The sequence below is a fragment of the Chryseobacterium sp. 2VB genome, from assembly GCF_005503635.1.
GTDB classification, from domain to species: Bacteria; Bacteroidota; Bacteroidia; order Flavobacteriales; family Weeksellaceae; genus Chryseobacterium; species Chryseobacterium cupriresistens.
The window spans coordinates 1-22,632 of the sequence record NZ_SCNC01000004.1; the positions used below are offsets into that span (position 1 = coordinate 1).

Annotated in this window: 19 protein-coding genes; 7 read left to right on the forward strand and 12 right to left on the reverse strand. The window is 38.9% G+C overall.

Annotated elements, in window-relative coordinates; translation table 11 throughout:
* Nucleotides 1-57 precede the first annotated feature (57 nt).
* The 4 genes from FFS26_RS05385 to hflX are packed head-to-tail and all read right to left on the reverse strand — an operon-like array spanning nucleotide 58 to nucleotide 3,616.
* Nucleotides 58-429, reverse strand: a complete 372-nt coding sequence (locus FFS26_RS05385; RefSeq protein ID WP_228449394.1) for a DNA alkylation repair protein — start codon at nucleotides 427-429, stop codon at nucleotides 58-60.
* 21 nt (nucleotides 430-450) lie between these two features.
* The gene (locus tag FFS26_RS05390) at nucleotides 451-1,737 is read right to left on the reverse strand and encodes a cation:proton antiporter (protein WP_110009083.1); all 1,287 of its coding nucleotides are present in this window, start codon (nucleotides 1,735-1,737) and stop codon (nucleotides 451-453) included.
* Between the two features lie 20 nt (nucleotides 1,738-1,757).
* Complete coding sequence (locus FFS26_RS05395) at nucleotides 1,758-2,393, reverse strand: DUF4919 domain-containing protein (protein WP_110009082.1); 636 nt, start codon at nucleotides 2,391-2,393, stop codon at nucleotides 1,758-1,760.
* On the reverse strand, nucleotides 2,393-3,616 hold the full coding sequence (hflX, locus tag FFS26_RS05400) for a GTPase HflX (RefSeq protein WP_062673053.1): 1,224 nt from the start codon (nucleotides 3,614-3,616) through the stop codon (nucleotides 2,393-2,395). Before hflX ends, FFS26_RS05395 begins: the two co-directional genes overlap by 1 nt.
* A 193-nt stretch (nucleotides 3,617-3,809) precedes the next feature.
* Between hflX and FFS26_RS05405 the strand changes: the two genes are divergently transcribed.
* The 4 genes from FFS26_RS05405 to FFS26_RS05420 all read left to right on the forward strand — a co-directional run bounded on the left by FFS26_RS05405 (nucleotide 3,810) and on the right by FFS26_RS05420 (nucleotide 8,093).
* A complete protein-coding gene (locus FFS26_RS05405) occupies nucleotides 3,810-4,517 on the forward strand; it encodes a LytR/AlgR family response regulator transcription factor (protein WP_228406453.1) in 708 nt (235 codons plus the stop codon).
* 147 nt (nucleotides 4,518-4,664) lie between these two features.
* A complete protein-coding gene (locus FFS26_RS05410) occupies nucleotides 4,665-5,138 on the forward strand; it encodes a T9SS type A sorting domain-containing protein (protein WP_110009081.1) in 474 nt (157 codons plus the stop codon).
* Nucleotides 5,139-5,144: 6 nt separating this feature from the next.
* Nucleotides 5,145-7,667: a beta strand repeat-containing protein gene (locus FFS26_RS05415; RefSeq protein WP_137904485.1), complete on the forward strand. Its 2,523-nt coding sequence runs from the start codon at nucleotides 5,145-5,147 to the stop codon at nucleotides 7,665-7,667.
* A gap of 6 nt (nucleotides 7,668-7,673) precedes the next feature.
* Nucleotides 7,674-8,093: a hypothetical protein gene (locus tag FFS26_RS05420; protein WP_137904486.1), complete on the forward strand. Its 420-nt coding sequence runs from the start codon at nucleotides 7,674-7,676 to the stop codon at nucleotides 8,091-8,093.
* A 104-nt stretch (nucleotides 8,094-8,197) separates the two neighbouring features.
* On the opposite strand, the gene FFS26_RS05425 is transcribed toward FFS26_RS05420, so the two are convergent.
* On the reverse strand, nucleotides 8,198-8,632 hold the full coding sequence (locus FFS26_RS05425; RefSeq protein WP_137904487.1) for an META domain-containing protein: 435 nt from the start codon (nucleotides 8,630-8,632) through the stop codon (nucleotides 8,198-8,200).
* Between the two features lie 86 nt (nucleotides 8,633-8,718).
* On the opposite strand from FFS26_RS05425, the gene FFS26_RS05430 reads away from it, so the two are divergent.
* The 3 genes from FFS26_RS05430 to FFS26_RS05440 all read left to right on the forward strand — a co-directional run bounded on the left by FFS26_RS05430 (nucleotide 8,719) and on the right by FFS26_RS05440 (nucleotide 12,839).
* Complete coding sequence (locus FFS26_RS05430; RefSeq protein ID WP_137904488.1) at nucleotides 8,719-10,923, forward strand: S46 family peptidase; 2,205 nt, start codon at nucleotides 8,719-8,721, stop codon at nucleotides 10,921-10,923.
* Nucleotides 10,924-11,002: 79 nt separating this feature from the next.
* A complete protein-coding gene (locus FFS26_RS05435) occupies nucleotides 11,003-11,479 on the forward strand; it encodes a YdeI/OmpD-associated family protein (protein WP_137904489.1) in 477 nt (158 codons plus the stop codon).
* A 133-nt stretch (nucleotides 11,480-11,612) separates the two neighbouring features.
* On the forward strand, nucleotides 11,613-12,839 hold the full coding sequence (locus FFS26_RS05440; protein WP_137904490.1) for a spondin domain-containing protein: 1,227 nt from the start codon (nucleotides 11,613-11,615) through the stop codon (nucleotides 12,837-12,839).
* 81 nt (nucleotides 12,840-12,920) lie between these two features.
* On the opposite strand, the gene FFS26_RS05445 is transcribed toward FFS26_RS05440, so the two are convergent.
* From FFS26_RS05445 to FFS26_RS05475, 7 genes are all read right to left on the reverse strand, one after another.
* Nucleotides 12,921-13,211 (reverse strand): hypothetical protein, encoded by a 291-nt coding sequence (locus FFS26_RS05445; RefSeq protein ID WP_110009075.1) that lies wholly within the window; start codon nucleotides 13,209-13,211, stop codon nucleotides 12,921-12,923.
* A gap of 160 nt (nucleotides 13,212-13,371) precedes the next feature.
* Nucleotides 13,372-16,479, reverse strand: a complete 3,108-nt coding sequence (locus tag FFS26_RS05450; protein ID WP_110009074.1) for a non-ribosomal peptide synthetase — start codon at nucleotides 16,477-16,479, stop codon at nucleotides 13,372-13,374.
* Between the two features lie 440 nt (nucleotides 16,480-16,919).
* Entirely contained in the window at nucleotides 16,920-18,455 is a 1,536-nt protein-coding gene (locus tag FFS26_RS05455) for a YifB family Mg chelatase-like AAA ATPase (RefSeq protein WP_110009073.1), read from the reverse strand.
* Nucleotides 18,456-18,907: 452 nt separating this feature from the next.
* Complete coding sequence (locus FFS26_RS05460) at nucleotides 18,908-19,870, reverse strand: T9SS type A sorting domain-containing protein (protein ID WP_110009072.1); 963 nt, start codon at nucleotides 19,868-19,870, stop codon at nucleotides 18,908-18,910.
* Nucleotides 19,871-19,909: 39 nt separating this feature from the next.
* Complete coding sequence (locus FFS26_RS05465; protein ID WP_137904491.1) at nucleotides 19,910-21,286, reverse strand: porin family protein; 1,377 nt, start codon at nucleotides 21,284-21,286, stop codon at nucleotides 19,910-19,912.
* Complete coding sequence (locus tag FFS26_RS05470; protein ID WP_110009070.1) at nucleotides 21,279-21,845, reverse strand: RNA polymerase sigma factor; 567 nt, start codon at nucleotides 21,843-21,845, stop codon at nucleotides 21,279-21,281. The genes FFS26_RS05465 and FFS26_RS05470 overlap by 8 nt, the downstream gene beginning before the upstream one ends.
* Nucleotides 21,846-21,947: 102 nt before the next feature.
* Entirely contained in the window at nucleotides 21,948-22,526 is a 579-nt protein-coding gene (locus FFS26_RS05475; protein WP_137904492.1) for a DUF4840 domain-containing protein, read from the reverse strand.
* Nucleotides 22,527-22,632: the final 106 nt, after the last annotated feature.

Consider the following 22,632-nt stretch of genomic DNA (forward strand, 5'->3'; position numbering starts at 1 on the left):
TTTGAAGTTTTAAACTTAAACTGTAATCCTTCTGTGTACGTTTAATGTACGTGGATGTTAATGTTTCTGCCATAACGATTCTTTTTTGTGTATCGCTATTTCAGGACGAGACAGATCCAGATAAAAAGCGACCACCTCTTCTTTTATCGCCTTATCTTTTGTTTTTTCAAATTTTAAAATCAGCATAAAAAGAGCTGTCAGCCTATGCTCGTGATATGTTGAAGAAAGTAATGAGCTGAGTTCTTTTAAGCTTATTTTTGAGTAATATTCTTTGGCCACAGAACGTTGATCCGGAACTTTTACGCCCAGAAACAAGTCACCTTCGCCATATTCTCCTTTTCCTGTTTTGAAAAATCTCGGAAAAAACTCTGCCTTTTCGGGAATGGATAAAACAGCAAGGGCTTCCTGTATTTCTTTAACGATACTCATATTTATAATTGGCTGTCAGATCTACACTTTCTCCTCTACTGCAATATTCTCCTGTTCTTCTTCCTCTTTCGCGATCTTATTCGGATTGGCCACTTTAGCAATGGTAAGTCCCTGAACAATGATTGAGAATACGACAACACAATAGGTAATACTTAAAATAATTTCACTGTATTCACTTTTAGGAACAGACATCGCCAATGCAATGGAAACTCCGCCACGAATTCCTCCCCAAACAAGCACTTTCACCGTTTGCGGACTGAAACTTCTTCTCAGGGAAGTAAATTTTGTAGGTCCCCAGATCGAAATAAATCTTGCCAGCAAAACTACCACAATGGCCACTAAGCCCGGAATCATGAAATGTCTGAGATCTTTAATCATCAAAAGTTCAAACCCAATAAACAGGAATAATACAGCATTCAGGATTTCATCAATCAATTCCCAGAATTTGATCAGATAATCCTGGGTAACAGACTTCATTTTGAAACTTCTGTTGAAATTTCCCATAAATAATCCTGCCGCCACCATAGTCAATGGTCCTGAGATATGCATCTGACGGGCAATAAGATAACCTCCCATTACCACTGAAAGCGTTACTAATACGGAAATAATATAATCATCCACTTCACGCATCAATCTTGAAGTAACCCATCCTAACAGAACCCCGAGTAAAAGACCTCCACCAGCTTCCTTAAGGAGAAGCAATCCTATCGTTTCAACACTCAGATCCACTTCTTTTCCGATCGCCAGCTGCAAAATCACTGTAAAGACCACAACTGCCATACCGTCATTGAAAAGAGACTCTCCGGCCACTTTTGTTTCCAGTGATTTGGATACATTGGCTTGCTTCAGAACACTCAGAACCGCTACCGGATCGGTAGGAGAAATCAAGGCACCGAAAACAAGACAGTAGATAAAAGGAAGTTTAACACCCACATAAGGAAGCAGATAAAACATTCCAAATCCTACTACAAAAGTAGAAATCACAACCCCTACTGTGGAAAATATTACTACAGGTCTGAACTGTTCTTTGAGGTCATTAATATTAATATGAATTCCTCCTGCAAAGAGCAGAAAATTAAGCATGGCACCCATCAGAACTTCTGTAAAATCAATTCCGTTCATCAGGTTATGAAGATGTCCGAAAGTTCTGGGAAGAACCGTTTCTCCGAAAAGGACCAGAAAAATGGAAACCACAATGGCAATGACCATAATTCCGATGGTACTCGGAAGTTTTAAAAACCTATAATTAAGATAGGCAAATATGGATGCTAATACGATTAATGCTGAAAATGAATAATATAATTCCACTAAGTGTTTTTATTTTAAGATTAATTGGTGAGTTCCAAATAGAGTATTTTGATATAAATCTGCTTCCCGTCCTTTTCCCATATATCAAACATCGCATCTTTAGAAGCTTTTGAACTCCTGGTATAATCCTGTCCTATATTCAGAATGTTGAGCAGAATATACTCATCTCCTACCGAATTGACGATATAGGCTGTTTTCTCGGATTTTCCGTCTCCGGAACTTCTTATTCCTTCGGTAAGGGTACGGAACTGGTTCAGATGGTGTACAAAGTTATTTCCATCTTTTACCGAATCATAGGCCCTAAGAAGGATCAACAGAATATCCAGGTTGGTAGGATCTTTACCATACAAAGCTTTTCCCTGCTTGATACAGTCTGCAAAATTATTTTGCTTAAAGGCTTCTACAAGACTTTTAAAGCTGTCTCCCGATGTGCTTATTTTATCGCTCCTAAAATTTCTTCCGTAATACAGATATTGAGCTTCTATACTATCCAGAGACTTTGGGTATCCTTTAAATTTGAAAATAAGCTTCTCGTAATTGTACGGAGAATCGGAAGTCCTGAGACTTTTCTCAATAGCTTTTAAATCAATTTTTGATTTCTGGCTGAACCCAAAAACCGAAAATAGGGTGAATAAAAGGAAAAAGTGATACTTCATTAATTGTTGCTTTCTTCTTCGTCGTTGTCGAAATATTCGAAAAGAAAATCGTTGTATGGAAATCTGGAAATATGAATCTTCATGACCTCATCATAGATCATTTTCTTCATTTCCGGGAAGTTTTCTTTCGTTAATGCAGAGATGAAAACTGTCGGATACTTTGACTTTGCCATCCACGTCTTTTTCCATTCCTCAAGAGAAATATTTTTACGGGTTGAAGGCGTAAGATCATCTTCATCCTTTTTCTCATAGCTGAAATCGTCAATTTTATTGAAAACCATGATCATTGGCTTCTGATGAGCGTTGATTTCCATCAGGATATGATTTACAGATTCTATATGATCTTCAAAGCTTTCGTGAGAAATATCCACCACATGAATCAAAAGATCAGCTTCACGAACCTCATCCAATGTAGATTTAAAAGATTCTACCAACTGAGTAGGAAGTTTTCTGATAAACCCAACGGTATCTGTCAACAAAAACGGTAAATTTCCAATTACTACTTTTCTTACCGTGGTATCCAGCGTAGCGAATAATTTATTTTCGGCAAAAACTTCAGATTTTGAAATGGAATTCATCAGGGTAGATTTCCCTACGTTGGTATATCCTACCAAAGCAGCACGAACCACTTTCCCACGGTTGTTACGCTGGGTAGCCATCTGCTTGTCTATCGTCTTCAGTTTCTCTTTCAGCAATGTAATTCTGTCACGGATAATACGACGGTCAGTTTCAATCTCCGTTTCTCCGGGACCTCTCATCCCGATTCCCCCTTTCTGACGCTCAAGGTGGGTCCACATTCTTGTCAGTCGTGGTAAAAGATACTGGTATTGTGCCAGCTCCACCTGAGTTCTTGCATAAGAAGTCTGTGCTCTCTGGGCAAAAATATCAAGGATAAGATTGGTACGGTCCAGGATTTTAACCTCCATTTCCCTTTCCAGGTTTTTAAGCTGTGAAGGAGAGAGTTCATCATCGAAAATTACAGTTCCGATCTCGTTTTCTTTTACATATTCTTTTATCTCGATGGCTTTTCCGCTACCGATAAAGGTTTTGGAATCAGGCTGAGTTAATTTTTGGGTAAAGCGCTTTTGTACGGTTGCTCCTGCTGTGAAAGCTAAAAACTCAAGTTCATCCAAATACTCCGTCAGTTTTTCTTCATCCTGATTCTGGGTAATAACACCCACCAGGACAGCTTTCTCATAGTTATGTTCTTTCTTTTCTAACATTAAATTCTGTCTATGTTTATGATTTTTACAAGTTAATATTTTTCAGAAAAAAAACAAAATCAATTTTTATTTAATAACATATTTTAATATAAATTTAAGTTTACTGATGAATGATTTATAAAAAATCAATAACTTTATATAATAAATTTCTGATTTTTAATTATTTAAATCAAAAACTAATCTCCGGAATATCATGGTTACCCATATCAAATGTATGATTATTGATGATGATGAACTGGACAGGCTGGTTCTTCAGCATTATATCAGGCAATATCAAAACATTGAAATTGTTGCCACTTTCGACTCTGCTGAAAAGGCAGTTCCCTATCTTGACATTCCTGTTGATCTCCTGATTACCGAAACCAATTTAAAGGGGATGAACGGTCTTGAGTTCAGAAAGCTGGCCCATAAGATCCCTGCCTGTATTTTCGTAAGCTCTCATCCCGAACTGGCTGCCGGCGCTTTTGAGATTAATACTTTAGATTTTATTACCAAACCGCTTACCGCAGAACGCTTTCATTATTCCATGGAAAAGCTTTTTGATTTTTTTGAAGTAAAAGAAAAATGTGAATGCTATGATGCCATGGTGGGAGAAAACTGCATCAAAATAAAAGAAGGTGGTCATGTTTTTCAGATTAAAATGAAAGATATTCTCTACCTGGAAGCTCTGAAAGATTACACCAGAATCATCACACTTGAAAAAAATCATTGTATTTTACATTCGCTGGGAAATCTTCTGCAAAAAAGTTTTTTTAATTCTTTTGTCAGAATACACAGAAGCTATGCTGTCCCACGTCATCTTATCCGCGGAAAAAGCTGTCACGAAATAGAACTTCCACATCGTATAAAACTTCCTATTGGCCGAACTTACAAGGACAATCTTTCCTTTTTTAATCCTTAAAAACACATCATAATAATTCACCAATGCCATTGGTCGATTATTTCTGCCGTTGGTCTATTTTCCTGCCAATCAATGGAGATAGGTGGTAATTTAGTCTTCCCAAATTCCCCAAGAAAACACATCTATTAATCACCAAAACTGTTATCCATGGAAAGAATATCTATTTACTGTATTATTCTGTCTGTCTTTTCCATCCCCATACTGCACGCACAATCTGCAGTTTTGGCAACCGGACTGGATGCATCAGCAGCTAATGGTTTTGTTTCTTACAGTGTGGGCCAGACAACCTACCTCGAAAAAGGAACAGGACAAGTTCTCGAAGGTGTTCAACAGCCTTACGAAATCATCACACTTACCACTCTGGAAAATTCCTCTGAACTCAAAGACATTTTGTTATATCCTAATCCTTTTAAAGATTATCTGTATTTGGATTTTACTTCAAATAATTTTAAAGGGTCAGAATATCAGCTATTTGATGCTCAGGGCAAGCTGGTAAAAAAAGATAAGATTTCACAATCAAAATCTGAGCTTAATTTCTCCTCACTTCCTTCTGCTATGTACATTATCAGAATTACCCAAAATGGGGAAAATATCAAAACTTTTAAAATCATTAAAAAATAAAATGCCATGAAAAAAATATTATTACTGTTTTGGATTCTGATAGGTTTCTTTATGGGACTTTCTCAGGCTCCGGAAAAAATGAGCTACCAGGCTGTCATGAGAAACGGATCCGGACAACTATTAGTCAATCAAGCCATTGCTGTAAAAGTAAGCATATTACAGGGATCTCCTGCCGGAGCCGCAGTCTACTCTGAAAGACTCACCGGAAACACAAATGCCAACGGGCTTATCAGCCTTGAAATAGGAACCGGAACTGTACTTACAGGAACATTCGCTACCATCAACTGGCCTGCAGGAAGCTATTACTTAAAAACAGAAACAGATCCTGCCGGAGGAACCAGCTATACCATAGTAGGAACCAGCCAGCTGTTAAGTGTTCCTTATGCAATGTATGCCAAATCTGCGGGTGGCGGTGGCGGAAGCTTTGCCATTCCTTACAGCACAACGGTTAATAATGCTTCGGCTCTGTTTTCATTGATCAACGATGGAGATGGTACTTCCCTGGAGGGAATAAATAATACTACCACATCCAATATTTCTGCAGTAAGAGGAATTGTAAACAGTGCTTCTCCCGGTGGATTTTCCAGTGCTGTACGCGGTATTAATAATGGAACAGGAGGACTTGGAGTCGGGGTTTACGGAAGCCAGGCCGGAAGTGGCTGGGGAGTATATGGTGTTACTCCGAATGGACTGGGTGTATATGGTAATGCCAGCGCCAACGGAACCGGGGTTTATGCCAACAGTAATACAGGAACGGGTCTTACCGCTACCAGTAATAACGGGATTCCCGCAAGTATTTCAATCTTTAATAATGCGAATAATAATGTTGCCCTTAGTGCATCCAGTGTAGGAAACGGTACGGTTATCAATGTTACCACTTCAGGAAACGGAACCGGAGTCAGAAGCTCTACAGGAGCCGGATTTGGGCTGCATGGAATAACTTCCGCACAGACTTCCGCCGGTGTTGTAGGTGATAACAACGGTGGTGGTGAAGCTGTAGTGGGCAGAACCACCAGTGATATTGCCGGAGCAGTCGTAGGCCGTAATGACGGAGGCGGATATGGAGTAAGAGGATTTGTAGCTACCAATACATCCGGAACGGGTATCGGTGTTTACGGTCAGGTAGGTTTAAATAACAGTACCGGACGTGCGGGAAGATTTGAAAATTTCAACAATACAAATACTGATGCTAATACTTTTGAAGTGGCATCTAACGGAAATGGAAACATCCCTGATAATACCAAAGGGAATGCTGCTTCTTTTGTACTCAATAATACCAATAGTGTTGGAGCTGCTGTAAGAGGGGAAGTCAATACTATTTTTGGAAATTTTGGTGCTGCTGCTATTTTTGGTGTTTCATCCGGAACCGGAGGACGAGCCGGACTATTCTACGCTTCCAATCCTGCCGGAAACGGAGCATCACTGATCGCTTTGACAGACGGTAACGGTAACGCCATTACAGCCAATGCGGGTAAAGACGGCAATGGGGTTGAAACCAATATTGACGGTGCCGGAAATGCGCTTTATGCATGGGTTCCTACTTTTGCTACAGGACGTGCCGGAAGATTTAATATTTTCAATGAATCAAACACCAGCGATGTTATCACTGTAACCACTGTTGGAAACGGTATTGCAGGTAATTTCAAGGTAGATAAAGTGACCGGAACCTCTCCTGCAGTAAGAGGAGAAGTCAATTCACAGTTTGCCAACTTCGGCACAGCAGGAATTTATGGAGTATCTTCCGGAACCGGAGGATATGCAGGCCTTTTCCACGCATCCAATCCTGCAGGAAACGGCCCTGCCTTGATTGCCATTGCAGATGGTAACGGTAATGGTATCACCGCCAATGCATCCAACACGGGAGATGGTGTAGAAACTACTGCAGACGGAACAGGAAACGCTATTTATGCCTGGGTTCCTAATTTTGGACAAGGACGAGCTGCAAGATTTGTAAATTACAATACAGCCAATACCAATCCAGCACTTACTGTTGAAACCCACAGCAACGGATCTATTGCTTTATTTAAGTCCGGAAATCCGGGTACAGTGAATGTAGCAAGAATCAATTCTGCAGGACGTGGATTTTTTAACGGCGGAACTCAAAACAGCGGTGCTGACGTTGCTGAAGCGTTTGATGTAAACGGAAGTATTGTCCAGTATGAACCCGGTGATATTCTGGTCATCTCAACCAGCACAGACAGAACCGTTGAAAAATCATCAACACCTTATTCCGGTCTTGTGGCAGGTGTATATGCTACCAAACCTGGTGTACTTCTCACAGAAGAACATATTGACACTGATATTTCTGATAAAGTTCCAATGGGCGTCATTGGTGTCATTCCGACCAAGGTATGTCTTGAGAACGGAAAAATAAAAAGAGGAGACCTTTTGGTAACTTCATCTAAAGCAGGTGTTGCCATGAAAGCAGATATCAATAAGGTAAAAATAGGACAGGTAATCGGAAAAGCGCTTCAGGATTATGACCAAAAAGAGATTGGAAAAATTCAAGTATTAGTCAACATAAAATAAACCGTCATGAAAATAGCATACATTATCCCGTTATTATTTTTAAGCACTATTATCTATGCTCAGGAAAATAAAAAGGCAGCTCAGACAGAGGAAGATCAGACATTGGTTGTAAAACAGGCACAGGAACAGCAGGCTAAACTGATGCAGGAAGCTAAGGAAAATAATGAAAAGAAAACTGTCAGCTCAGGTCTTGCTTCTGATCAAAGCCTTGAAGTAAAAAAACAGGAATCCAAAACCAAAGCAGCTGCAGACAATTCAGGCAAGCTTCTTCCCAACACAGCTAGTCTTGAAGACCTCAAAAAAACAATTCCCAACAGACAGGCATATCACAATACTACAAATTCTAGGAACACAAAAATGAATGTTACCGGGCTGCCTAACACAGCAACTCTGGAAGAAATAAAAAAAACGATTCCCAAAAACTAATAACTCTCAAAGGCTAATAACCTCAAAAAGCTGATAACCAAACTAGATTTTTCAATCAAAGAAGTCCGCTGCAAGGCGGACTTTTGTATGGTAAGGGAGCTTCATTAATCCCAATCAGCAGCTACAAATTTTATTGAATTTCCATGATCATCGGATAAACTCAAAAAATGCCCGTCAATAGAATAATGAGTCATCGTTTCTATTTTCTTCTGAAAAGACATTTCAAGATTCATATCCTGACAGGCTTTCATTGTACTCACTCCTTTTGAGATTTTCACATTTCCTCCTGTTTTAAATTCAGTCATAAAAGACATCCGGTTGCATCCCATATAAGAGCTCGCCTGAATTTTACCCTTTACCTTATTGGCTGTCAGATTGAATTCGGCTTTATTAGCCATTAATTGGTCTTTTGAAAAACCATCAAAAGAAACCAGCATCCATTGCCTTTGAAGAAAGGGATCTTTGGCGGGTACTGAAGAACAATTTAAAACAACTCCTAAAAGTAAAGCTGTAAAAAGTGGTAATAGTATCTTTTTCATGCGGATTATCATCCCATTTTCATACCATTCCGGGACAGAATCTCGTAAAAATTAGTAAATTAGCAACACAAAAATTATTTTATAAAATGAAAAGACTATTTCTACTATTCACTTTCTTACTGGGCTTTGCCCAGATGAGGGCGGATGAGGGGATGTGGCTGCTAATGCTCATCAAAAGACTTAACGGTGTTGATATGCAAAAAGAGGGTCTGCATCTTACGCCTGAAGAAATTTATTCAGTGAACAATTCAAGCTTAAAAGATGCTATCGTAAGTTTCGGTGGTTTCTGTACAGGGGAGATTGTTTCTGATAAAGGACTTATATTTACCAACCACCACTGTGGTTACGGTGCTGTTGCTGCGGCTTCTACACCAGAAAAAGATTATTTGAAGAACGGTTTCTGGGCAATGAAACAGAAAGACGAGTTCAATGCAAAGGATCTTTATGTAAGATTTTTAGTAAGAATGGATGATGCTACGCAAAGAATCAATTCTAAGCTAAACAACAATATGACCGGAGCAGAGAGAAAAGCTGTTATCGATGCTGAAACTAAGGCTATCCAGACAGAAAACTCTGAAAACGGAAAATATACGGTAGTCGTAAAAGATTTCTTCAACGGAAATGAATTCTACTATTTTGTATACCAGGATTATAAAGATATCAGATTGGTAGGTGCTCCGCCTTCATCATTAGGAAAATTCGGAGGAGATACAGATAACTGGGAATGGCCAAGACACACTGCAGACTTTACCGTTTTCAGAGTGTATGCTGATGCTGCAGGAAATCCTGCTGAATATTCTCCAAGCAATACTCCGCTGAAGCCTAAGCATTTCCTTCCGGTTTCTCTTAAAGGAATTAAGCCTGGTGACTTCTCAATGATCTTAGGATACCCTGGAAGAACAAACCGTTACCTGACTTCTTACGGAATTCAGCAGATGGTAACTAAAGATTACCCGGCATGGGTTGAAGCTTCTAAACTGGCTATGGATGTTATGAAAAAATACATGGACAAGGATAAGGCCACTCAGCTTAACTATGCTTCTCAATATGCTTCTGTAGCTAACTACTGGAAAAACAGACAGGGAACTATTGATGCCGTAGAGAAAAACGGAACTATTTCTGACAAACAAAAGATTGAGGAAACTTACAATAAGTGGGCTGCAATGCCAGGAAATGATCAGTATAATGGCGTTTTAGAAGATATTGGTATATACTATAAGCAGGTTTCTGATAGAAATGTTGAAAGAAACTATGCTACTCAGTTTACAAGAAATGCAAAATATATTACCCTTGCTGCTCAGGTCGGATCTGCTCTTAAAGCGTATGCTGCTCAGGATATGCAGGGAAGATTAGCGATGAAAGCTAAAACAGAAGCTGCTATCAAAGCTGCTTATGAAAACTTCAATCCTGCTTTGGAAGGAGAAATGCTTGCTGCTATGACCAGCCTTTACCAGGCAAGAGTTAAAAACCCGGAAGTTGCTTCTGCTACTATTTTAGGACTGGATGCTAAAACGGTTTCTAATTTGGCGTATTCTTCAATCTTTGCTAATAAGACTTCTGCAACGAACTTCTTATTGAATCCGGATGCATTGAAGCTTGATGCTGACCCACTTTGGAAGGCAGCTAACGGAATTGTTGCTGATCAAAAGATAAGCACAGACAGATTTGTAAAAATAGATGACAACTTTGCAAAAAACAACCGTCTGTTCTTAGCGGGATTAATGAAAGCTATGCCTGAGAAGAAATTCTACCCGGATGCTAACTCGACAATGAGATTAACTTACGGTACTGTAGATAAATTACCTATCAGAAATGACAGAAACTATTTCGGAATTACGGATAACTACTATACAGATATGACTGGTCTTGTTGGAAAATACAAGAAAGGTGATGAAGAATTTGATCTTCCTCAAAGAGTGATTGATCTTTACAACCTTAAAGATTTCGGTCAGTATGCTGATGCTGCAGGTTATATGCCTGTAAACTTCCTTTCTAACAACGATATTACAGGGGGTAACTCCGGTTCTCCGGTAATTGACGGAGACGGTAACCTTATCGGTATCGCTTTTGACGGAAACAGCGAAGCATTAAGCGGTGATATCGTATTCGAGCCTGAATGGCAGAAAACCATCAACGTAGACGTTCGTTTTGTTCTTTGGACAATCGATAAGTTTGCAGGTGCAAGAAGATTAGTTGACGAGCTGAAGCTTGTAAGAGATGCCAATACTCCGGCGGATACAAAAACTAAAAATTCAGGTACTACAACAATGCCTAAGAAAGTTAAAAAATAATCATCTTATCTGATATATTTTTGAAACCGTGAAATTTACTTTCACGGTTTTTTTATTTTTGATTATTAAAATATTTATCATGAATCCTGAACGTATCGAATTTACAGCCATTATCCAGCAGAACGGAGCAATGAATGCTGCGTTTGTAGAATTTCCATTCTCTACAGAGAAATTGTTTCACAAAAAAGGACAGGTAAAGATAAAAGTCCTGTTTGATGATAAAGTTGAATACCGCGGAAGTCTTGCCAAAATGAAATCCGACTGTCATATTTTAGGTTTGACACAGGAGATCAGAAAGCAACTTGGTAAAACCTTCGGAGATGAGGTTTCCGTATCCCTTATTGAAGACAAGGAGGAAAGAGTGGTTGAAATTGCAGATGATACTGCCCTTGTTTTTAAAGAAAATCCGGGAGCAAAAGCCTTATTTGATGCAATGAGCTACACCCACAGAAAGGAATACATCCGCTGGATTGAGGAAGCCAGGAAACCTGAAACCAGAGAAAACCGAAAGATAAAAATGATCCGGATGATTCTGGACGGAAAAAAGGGAATATAATTGATTTTATTTTTCATTCTAAAAAACTATACCTGAAAAAAAACTGAATTAAGAAAATATTTTTTTGTCAGGATCACAAAAAGTAGCCGACTATAGTTACAGATATCAATTATAACTATAAAAATTTACTTTTATGAACAGGTTTATTTTCAGAACATCAGTTTTAGCAGCGGCTACTCTAGCTGCATTCACTCTTTCTTCATGCCGTGATTCGGATAATGCCATGATGACGGATACGGCTTTTCAAAGAACTATTACTTTTGAAAACGTTGTAACTCCCAAAGATTTTGTGCAAAGCGGAAGTTTTCAGGGAACAGGAACCCCTCCTGTGATTATGCCCGGACAATCGGTTTCTGTTACATTCAGTGCAGGAAAAACTCAGGCTTTAATGTTTGCCACCATGTATGGAGCTTCAAAAGACTGGTTTTTTGCTTCGCAGCAGCCAGGTATCAAACTGTTTGATGCCAATGGAAATGCTATTACCGGAGATGTTTCTTCAAGCGTCCGGTTATGGGATAACGGAACTAAAAATGATACCACCGGACAAGCTGAAAGCAAGCCTGTCATGCAGGTTCCTAATGTCAATGCTTCCCAGCTTATGAAGCTCAATCTCTCTTACAATGATGTAAGTTCGGAATTTACCCTCACGATTACCAATACATCCGGCGGAACGGCCAACGAAACTCCTTTTTCTCCAGGTGTATGGGCGGTTTCCAACTATAACGGCTCTCAACTGCTGAACAGTGCTCCGTTTTTTACTCCTGATGCTTTATCAAATCCTGAGATTACAGATATTGCTCAAATGGGAAATATAAGTAAAATGATGACGAAACTGAACGCCAACACAGGAATTATGACCGGGCTTTCTCCTGCCCTGGTGGTGGTTTACCGCGGGGATAAAAATCCAATTTATGAATTAGGAAAATCAGACAGCGGAATAGGCCTGAAAGACATTGCACAGTTCGGAAACGTAACCAAGCTTCAAAATAGTCTGAAATCTCTATCTGATGTGAAAGGTGTATATGTTGCGGGGAGTGCTCCTGTAGCACCGGGAAGCAAAGTAACAACAAGTTTTAATGCTGAGCCGGGCGATAAAATTGCCTACGTAACAATGTTCGGATTTTCCAATGACTGGTTCTATGCCAATGAACAAAATATTGATGCGAATACTAAAGGAGACCTTAGTTCAAAAACTTCATTATTTGATTCCGGAACTGGTATTGATCAATATCCGGGAGCGGGAAATCACCAGGCGCTGTTTGGCGGAACTCCACAAAGTGAAAACATGAGTATTTCCAAAGTAGGAATCCAATATCCTGTTCCTGCTGTACAGAATGTGATTAAAGTAACCATCAACTAATCTTCAGATAAGAAAAGGTCAGACAATATTGTTTGACCTTTTTTATTATGCTGTTCGGAAAATAAAAGTGTATACATTTTATTATTGTTTCAGTGCTCCTTCCAGATATTGTTTTCCTCCTCCATTGGTAACGGTTATAAAGCCTTCATAATGGCTTACCTTCACTCCCAGGTCGTTATTTATTTCTTTAAAATATCCAGCATTTTCTCTGTTATAGAATGTATCTCCCTGCCATAGAAATTGTGCAGACTGTCCTGTTTTGTTTTGAAAGGTAAGAACTCCCAATGGATTTACAAATCCCCGGGATTTAATATCCACCACTGCACTTTCATTGGCAGCGAAATCTTTTGACAATACAATAACGTTATTCATCTATCCTGTTTGGTTTTCAGTTAATTAAAAAAATGAAATAAGATTTTTTCATTATCCTGATACAAATATCCTCGTCCACTGCGACAAAACCTGACGTATTTGCCGAATAAAAATTAAAAGCCCAAACATATTCTGTCTGGGCTTTTTCAATGATTCAATACTATTCAACCGGAATTCCGAGATATTTTAAGTAGGAGTCCAGCATTTTTTTATCAAATACCGGTTCCTGAATGCCTGATCCCTCCAGATACTGAATAACATTGGAACAATCCCATATATAAGTATTCTGGTAAAGTTCTACAGTGGATAAGCCTTCATGAATATTGTCCCTGAAAAGACTTGTTAATGGATACAACCTGTTCTTACTGTCATCTTCCCACTGCTTTCTCCATTCTTTATAAGGAAGATTTTCGAGTGTGAAAGGATAATATTTTTTCAGAAGTTCAAAGAATTCTTCTAAAGTGAGATCGGTTTCCGGACGGGCAATCAGATTGAATTTTTTGCCTATCGCGTCTTTATTTTTTGTGATATGAGCCATGGCTTTGGTCATATAATCTACGGTGATAAGACCTTCTCTAAGCTCTGTAAGTGCAGGGTAAGATTTGAACTCTATACAGTTTTTCACCAATCCGGACCACCATTGGTAAGATGCACTTGCTCCTGTTTCACTATGGCACATAGCATATCCGAGACGGTAAGTAATCAATGGCAGTCCTTCTTTTGCTGCTAAATCGGCAACCGCTTCCATCACCCATTTACTTCTTACGTATCCGATATCTTTGCTTACAGACATCAGGTTTTGCTCAATATCATCAGATTCAAGCACTACCTTTTTTCCGGTAAAAATGTGTCCCCAGCTGTATACGGAAATAGTTGACAGCAAGGCGAGACATTTTGTTTTTTCTGCTCCCGCCAGTTTTATAACTTCCCGTAATCCTTCTACATTGGGAGCTTTCATATAGGAATACGGTTCGATAAAGTTGACGGAACTTCCGGAATGATAAATCAGATCGGTTTGCCTGGCAAGCTTTGTAAATGTTTCCTGAGACAATCCTAAGGATGGCAAGGTCAGGTCTCCGATAACAGGAATGATCCGTGATTTCTGTTCAGGATTATGTGGAATATGGTATTGTTTAAAGCATTTGTCAATCTTTTCCATCGCATAAAATTCATCCTGAGCTCTTACAAGGCAGTAAATATCAGCATTTGTAGTATCCAGAAGTTCCTGCAACAGGTGAATTCCTACAAATCCTGTAGCTCCCGTTAAAAATATAGCGGCAGGATTTTCCACCTGCTGAGGATCAAATCCGCCGGCAAAAACAGTTCCGGGGGCGAGATACACATCTTTCTGAAGTTCTACATAGGGCTCCACATCTTCCGCGGGGATGGCTTCTCTGGTTTCTCCGGATCTCTCAATAAGAACTTCCGACAGCTGCTGCAGTACCGGATACTGATAGATATCACGCAGATACACCTTCACATCCAGCTTTCTTTGTAAAGCTACTGCAACAACTGCAACCAGCAGTGAGTTTCCTCCGATATCAAAAAAATTATCTGTAATATTAATAACAGGCCGCTCCAAAGCAGACGACCAGACATCTGTAATAATTCTCTCTGTCTCGTTAGTTGGCGGTTCAGATGAAACCAATTCTTTTACTTCTTTATCGGCCAGATCTTTTAAGACCTGAGTATCTGTTTTACCATTTGCTGTTAACGGGATTTTATCTATAAAAATAATCTGTGCAGGAACCATATACCCTGGAAGCTCTGCCTTGAGAGCATTCCGGATTGATGAAATATCTGTTGTCACGTGGGGTTTTAATACAACAAAAGCAATCAGGTATTTGGTACTTCCTTCCGTTTCCTTACCAATAACCACAGCTTCTTTAATATTTTCCTGCCGGATCAGTGAACGTTCTATCTCCCCAAGTTCAACCCTGAATCCCCGGATTTTTACCTGATTATCAATTCTTCCCAGGAATTCAATCTCACCATCCTGTTTCCATCTGGCCAGGTCTCCCGTACGGTAGATTTTCTCTGCTTCATTGAATGGATTCGTAATAAATTTGGCATCCGTAAGTTCTTTATTATTAAGATACCCTTTTGCTAAAAGATTTCCTCCAATACAGAGTTCTCCAACAGCTCCTACGGGCAGCAATTCCTTGTTTTCACCTAAAATATAGGCTTTTGCATTGGCAATGGGTCTGCCAATAGATGATACATATTTCCCGTTAATATCTTTCACTTTTTTATAAGTAGCGTATACGGTACATTCTGTGGGACCATAATAATCCACCAGCTCATAGCTTAATTCTGAAGTAAGTACCGGCTTTAGCTTCTCACCTGCTGTAAAGAGATATTTGAGCTTCAGGTCATTATAATTGCGGGTAATATCCACTGCAGAAGGAGCGAGAACAGTAGGCACAAAGCCATGGGTAATATAATTTTTTCTGTAGTAATCTACCAACGCCTGAGCTTCTGTTCTATCCTCATTGTCTGCAATAAAAACCGTTGCACCTGAAGTAAGGGCCGACCATATTTCCCACACAGAAATGTCAAATGCCAATCCCGCCACGAGAGTCAGTTTTGAACTGTGATCCACATGGAAATGATGGTTGTGCCATGTTACCAGATGTTGTATGGCCTGATGGCTAACCATTACACCTTTGGGTTTACCCGTCGAGCCTGAAGTATAAATGGTATATGCAAGGGCATTCTGATGGATATTAATTCCTGGATATTCTGATGATAACTGATTAAGATTCTCCATATTGCTCAGATCAAATACTTTTACCTTTTCGGTTTCTGATAAAAGTTCTCCAAGAATTTGATTGGTAATGATAAGATCGGCAGTGGTGTCGGAAAGAATATATTCAACTCTTTTGACAGGATAAGCAGGGTCTATTGGAACGTAGGCCGCACCTGTTTTGATAACTCCAAGTACAGCAATGATCCATTCTAAAGAGCGGTCCAGCCAGATGGGAACATATTTTCCTTCTTTGATACCATGGCTCAGTAATAAGTTGGCTACCTGATTGCTTCTCTGATCCAACTCTCCATACGTAATCTTCTGATTCTGATAAACCGCAGCAGTCTTATCAGGATGAAGGATTGCCTGTTTCCGGAAAAGAGATTCCAGGGTTTCTTCATGATGATAATCCCAACTGGTTTTATTAAATCCGTTGAGCAATTTTTCTCTGTCTTCAGAAGACAGTAATACCGCTGAACCTATCGATAAGGTTCCTGATGAGGGAATTGTGTTTGACATAATAATTTGATTTGGATTGGTTTAAAAATTTGTGAGTGGAGTTTCAACTATAGAAAGCATTTAAAAAGTAAAGACATGAGGAATAACCACCGTTTATTTACTACATGTGTTTTCTTTATTAGTTTCTCAAAACTGAATGATACAGGTTATACACCGACCTCTGTATGAGTGGATCGGCATTCTGCATTCAAACATTATGTATTTATTCAAAAAGAAGTAAGAATATATTTCTTCTATCCTTATAAATGAGGTACGCTTTCTATGCAGTATTTATGAATTTGACTTCCATAATATGATATTATAAATAATTTGGTAATCAAACTTAACATAATATTTCAACCTATGTGTTACATAATTCCTATGTTAAACTCACAGGTAAGAATTAAACTTATGAAAATAAAACTTAGTATTTAGTTTTAAATCAACGAAATAGAATAAAATCAACCATTCCAGAATTCACGGTCCAGACTTCTGTATTGTATGGCTTCAGAAATATGATGCGACAGGATATTTTCAGATCCTTCAAGATCTGCTATTGTTCTGGCGACTTTAAGAATCCTGTCATAAGCCCTTGCCGAAAGATTGAGCTTTTCCATAGCTAATTTGATAAGACCGAAAGAAGTTTCGTCCAGTTCACAATACGCTTCAATTTCCTTAGGCCCTATTTGCGCATTACTGCTGATATTGAGGTTTTGATATCTTTTATTCTGAATATCTCTTGCTTTAAGTACACGGTCTCTGATATCTTTACTCTTTTCACCTTTTCTTTTTTCGGAAAGCTGTTCAAATTCTACTTTCTGAACTTCAATATGAATGTCTATCCTATCTAAAAGAGGCCCTGAAAGTTTGTTCATGTACCGCTGCATTTCATAAACGGATGAGGTATTATTAGGGTCATCGGGAAAGAACCCGCTAGGGCTGGGATTCATAGAAGCTACCAGCATAAAACTTGCAGGATAGTTGACCGTAAACCGGGCTCTTGAAATTGTTACTTCACGATCTTCCAGAGGCTGCCTCATTACTTCCAGCACCGTTCTTTTAAATTCAGGCATTTCATCGAGAAATAAAACTCCGTTATGAGCAAGGGAAATTTCTCCGGGCTGAGGGTAACTTCCTCCTCCCACCAGGGCAACATCAGAAATAGTATGGTGCGGAGATCTGAAGGGACGAACAGTCATCAATGATGTTTCTGTTCCTATTTTCCCGGCTACAGAGTGAATTTTTGTTGTTTCCAGCGCTTCTTTCAATGTCAGAGGAGGTAAAATACTGGGAACTCTTTTGGCCAGCATTGTTTTCCCACTTCCCGGCGGGCCGATCAGAATAATATTATGTCCGCCTGCTGCAGCTACTTCCATCGCTCTTTTGGCTGTTTCCTGGCCTTTAACTTCAGAGAAATCAAAAGGAAAATCATTGATCTTTTCATGAAATTCTTTTCGGGTATCCAGTGTCACTTTTTCAAGCGCTTTTCCTTCGTTGAAAAAGTCGATAACCTCTCTGATATTTTCTACTCCGTACACGTCGAGGTCATTTACAATGGCTGCTTCTCTGGCATTTTGTTTTGGAAGAATGATTCCTTTAAACCCTTCTTCCCTAGCCTGGATCGCAATGGGCAAAACACCTTTAATCGGCTGTAAACTTCCGTCCAGGGAAAGTTCTCCCATAATAATAAAGTCTTTAACGTTCTCTGCCAATATCTGATCTGAGGCGGTTAGGATGCCAATAGCAATACTGAGATCATAAGCAGAGCCTTCTTTTCTAAGATCTGCAGGAGCCATATTAATGGTAATTTTCTTTCCGGGAATTTTAAATCCTACATTTTTCAATGCTGCAGAAATCCTGTAACTGCTTTCTTTAATGGCATTATCAGGAAGCCCCACAAGATGGTATCCTACTCCTCCGGTATCTACATTCACTTCAATAGTAATTGTCTGTGCGGCCACTCCATGAATGGCACTTCCATAAATTTTGATCAGCATGGTGTGTTTTTGAAGTAAAAGTAATGAATATACTATTTTGAAAATCCGGGTTTTATATTAACAGTATTCTAGCCAGACAGATATTTAAAAAAAGATTTTAAGAAAACAGATCCTCAGATATTTTTGTAGAAGCACGATGATGATAATAAAAAAACCGGTACAAATTTCTTTGTACCGACTCAACCATTATTAAAAACTAACGAAAAAGATTATGCCATCTGAATTACTGAACATTAAGTGTAAGTCAGGAAGCGGATGCCGGAAAGAGGAAATTCCTTTTTGGGGTAATTATGATCGTCATTAGATTAACAAGGATGAAAATGTATCTATGAGCGTAAAGTATTAAAATAAATCACTTCAGTTCTTCTTCAATACAAGGAACATCCCTCCTCAGACATCCAATCTTCCTTCCCACAATCAATATTTTAGCATCTTCAGATTTTATAATCCTATTATTTTTTTATAAATCTGTTTTTATATTCTGTTCCGTCTGTGCTCCTGGAAACAATGATATAATTCCCGGGAACCAGACCGCTTACATCGATCGGCTGATTATACCTGTGATCATTTTTCTTCAGAACAAGTTTTCCGGACATATCTATAATGATAACTTCTTTATAGATTTTATCAGATTCTTTACCGATATAAAGGTGCTGTGCCGTAGGGTTAGGATAAATTTTCAGATTATTATCTTTAATTTTTGTTTCTCCAGTTCCCAGATTGCTACAGAATTCCCAATCTCCGAAAGTCACTTCAACAAAAGCAAACGGATCTAACATCTGGCACTGATCCGGACAATATTCCGTACATGCATAAAATCCGTATTTCCCTGAGCTTGTTGCAACATAGGTGTCTCCTACTACACCTGCAATAATACAAGGATCTCCTGCTACCGGTGGATTGCTCCCTGGCACACATTTGAACCAGGTATGTTTGCCATATACTAAAGGAAATATATTGTCAAACTGTACAGAAGCTCCGTTGCAGACCTTCACTGTTCCCATATTTTCTTCATAGGTGCCTGGAGTATAAGTAGTCATCATTGCCGGCAGCCCATATACAAAGCCATCTGCAAATGCTGTAGGACTTTCCGCTGTACAGTCGCCTTGGGAAACAACTACCTTAAAATAATTCAGCTGGTCATTGCCACTAATGGTTAACTGTTGTGATGTCGCTCCCGGAATGGCTACCCATGGATTGTTATTAGGTGTCTGCCAGGTCCATTCCTGTTTATACCACTGATAACTTGCGTAAGTCTGTGTCGTGGAAAGAACTTCATCTTCCGTATCACAGAATAAGATCGTTCCCGGATATTTTTGTCCGAGTCTCGCACTGGTAATTGTAGGCGTGCATTGTGCTTTTATATCCAAAACGGAGAATAATAAAACCACTAAAAAAATTAGTTTTGTTTTCATATATCAATTATTAAGTTTGGTGTTTTAAAATGGGCTGCATTAATCCAGCAGCACTCTGATTCCGAATTTCATATTAAAATGAAGGGGCTTTTCTTTATAAATGGTATTCGGAGCATTCTCTTCTTTAAAATGATATCCTATTCCCGGTTCTGCATAAATTCCAACCTTGTCAATGAGTTTCACCTGCAGGCCTGCTGCCGCATTAACAGAAAACTGGAAAGGTTTTGGGTCCAGCCGTTCCTTCGAGGATTCCTTTATTTCATCATTCACAACATACGTTGTTGTAATATTTCCTGCTATCGGTTTTTCTACCAGGGCTCCGCCTGTAATATATCCTGTGAATCTTCCTTTTTGAATGACATTATAATTAACCTGTACCGGAATTCCCAGATAATGAACCGTCTGATCTCCTTTAATATAATTGTTGTCACTTCCGGAATGCAGTTCAGAAGACAGCTTGGTATAATTCAGTCCTGTTCCTATTCCCCATCTTTTCCCTAAATTATAGTATACAGAAAGTCCAAATGTAACCGGCACTTTATGTCTGATTCTTGCTTCTACCGGCTGACTTTGATTGGCCAGTAGTATAGCCGTAAGAGGATCATCATGATATTCGGAAGTCATCCATACCTGCTCAACGTTCATCGCTTTTCCTGTGATTGAAGCATAACCCGGAAACTGCTGTTCTGCAGAATTGGAAGCCATATTGCCTGTAAGCATACCCAGCATCCATGATTTTTTGTCTCTGGATTTTCTGGTATGATGGGTTGCATTTCCTGCATATACTTCTTTTATTTTTTCCTGCTTAAAAAGAACCTCATCATTTTTATTTTCCACAAACTGCTCTTTCGCTGTATCATCAACAGGAGATAATTTCTGAGCGATCTTACTTTCCTGCTGAAAAGATTCTGAAGCCGTTGGCAGTTTAATTATATCCTTTAGCTCATTTTTCCTTACGGGTTCAAAATATTTTCGGGTCTGTTCTTTCAACCAAGGTCCGGTATTCACTATATTTTCAGTTAATGGAGCTTCTGACACCGATGTCATTTCTTCTGATGAAGCATGTTCGGCTCGTACAGGTTTTAAAGAATTTTTCTCTTTCTGCACGTTTGTCTGTATCTGAGACAGCATTGTCTCTGTATCATTCTGTGGCCATAATTTTGTCAGCAAAAACAGCAATGCAATAGCAGCAGCAATTCCTCCGATACGATAAAACAGGGATTTTTGACCTCTGCCAGCTATCTTTTCTGCCTTTTCCTTTTCTCCTTCATGCATTTCAGGAACAAATGCGGGAATGCTTCTATTTTCTTCTCCTGAAAATAATTCATCTCTGATGTCATCCCACAACCCTTCCGGAACGTCCTCTTCATGGTCATCCATTCTGCTTCGCAGATTATTTAGCCATTCGTTATTCATATTGTGCTTTTTTTGACATTTTAAATTCTTTTATTTTCTGAACAAGCAATCCTTTTGCACGGTGAAACTGTGATGCAGAAGAATTCTCTGCAATTCCCAGCAGCCCGGCAATTTCTTTATGGCTTTTTTTCTCAAATACAAACAGGTTAAAAACAGTCCGGTAGCCATCAGGAAGAGCTCTGATCATCATCATAATATCATCGCGGGGGATTTCTTCAAAATCCGGTTCTTCTTCATTAGGGATATCCGGAAGATCATTTACTTCAATTGCTGATTTAAAGTCACCTTTCTGTTTAATATGCTTCAAAGATTCATTGACTGTGATACGGGTCATCCAGGCTTTTAAAGAACCACTACCTTTGTACTCAAAAGATTCTATCGAACGGAACATTTTGATAAAACTGTTTTGAAGCACATCATGAACATCTTCTTTTTCTGCCAGATAACGGGAGCATACATAGGACAGATTTCCGGAATAAGCTCCAAAAAGCTCTTTCCAGGCAGCCTCTTCCTTTTTCAGAAGGTGCTTTACCAAAATCTGTTCTTTACTTTCTTCCATATGATGCAACTGCCTCCGTATCCACCGGGATGTTATAAAACTGTCAGGCAAAAATAGATTGCATCTTTTTAATAAAGTGCAATCCATTGATGATACTATTTATTAATTTTTTATACAGAACGGGAAATTATAATCGATCACTTCATAAGGAGTAACCACTGTTCCGTCTACTGTAATTTTTTCTGCTGTGAGCGCATATCTAAGCGTTCTATCCATCCCTACATAATATCCTTTTTGCTTAGAAACGAATTCCACAACCGTTTTTTTGTTGACTCCATCTACCGGAATCTGAAGCTCCATTGTTTTTGGAGTAAGAGTAAGCTCTATCACATTATTTGCGGTATTGATCACTGCTGCATATTTAATATCATAGTTCACTTTTCCAAGTGATTTTATGGCAGTTTCAGCTTTTGCAGGATCCTTTACCACAGTTTTTACGATTTCACCTATTGGAAATTCAGCAAAAGAGATCGTATCTTTCTTTACTTTGAATTCTTTTATTCCTTCTCTTTTGGTAGTTCCTTGTACAATAATCATTTTTCCTTTATAGTTTCCTGATAATTCTTCCATTTTTACAGGCGGAATGTCCGGTCCTTCATTATCATTACATGAGAATAGGGTCAATCCTGCCAAAACCATTAAAACTGTCATAAAAAATCGGGGTACTGTCAATTTTTTCATTGCATTACATTTTCGTTAAACATTAATTATTTTCGAGTACTCATCTATATAAATCCTGTTTTCTGAAAATCTTGCATCCTTTTTTAGAAAAAAGAATAAAAAAAAT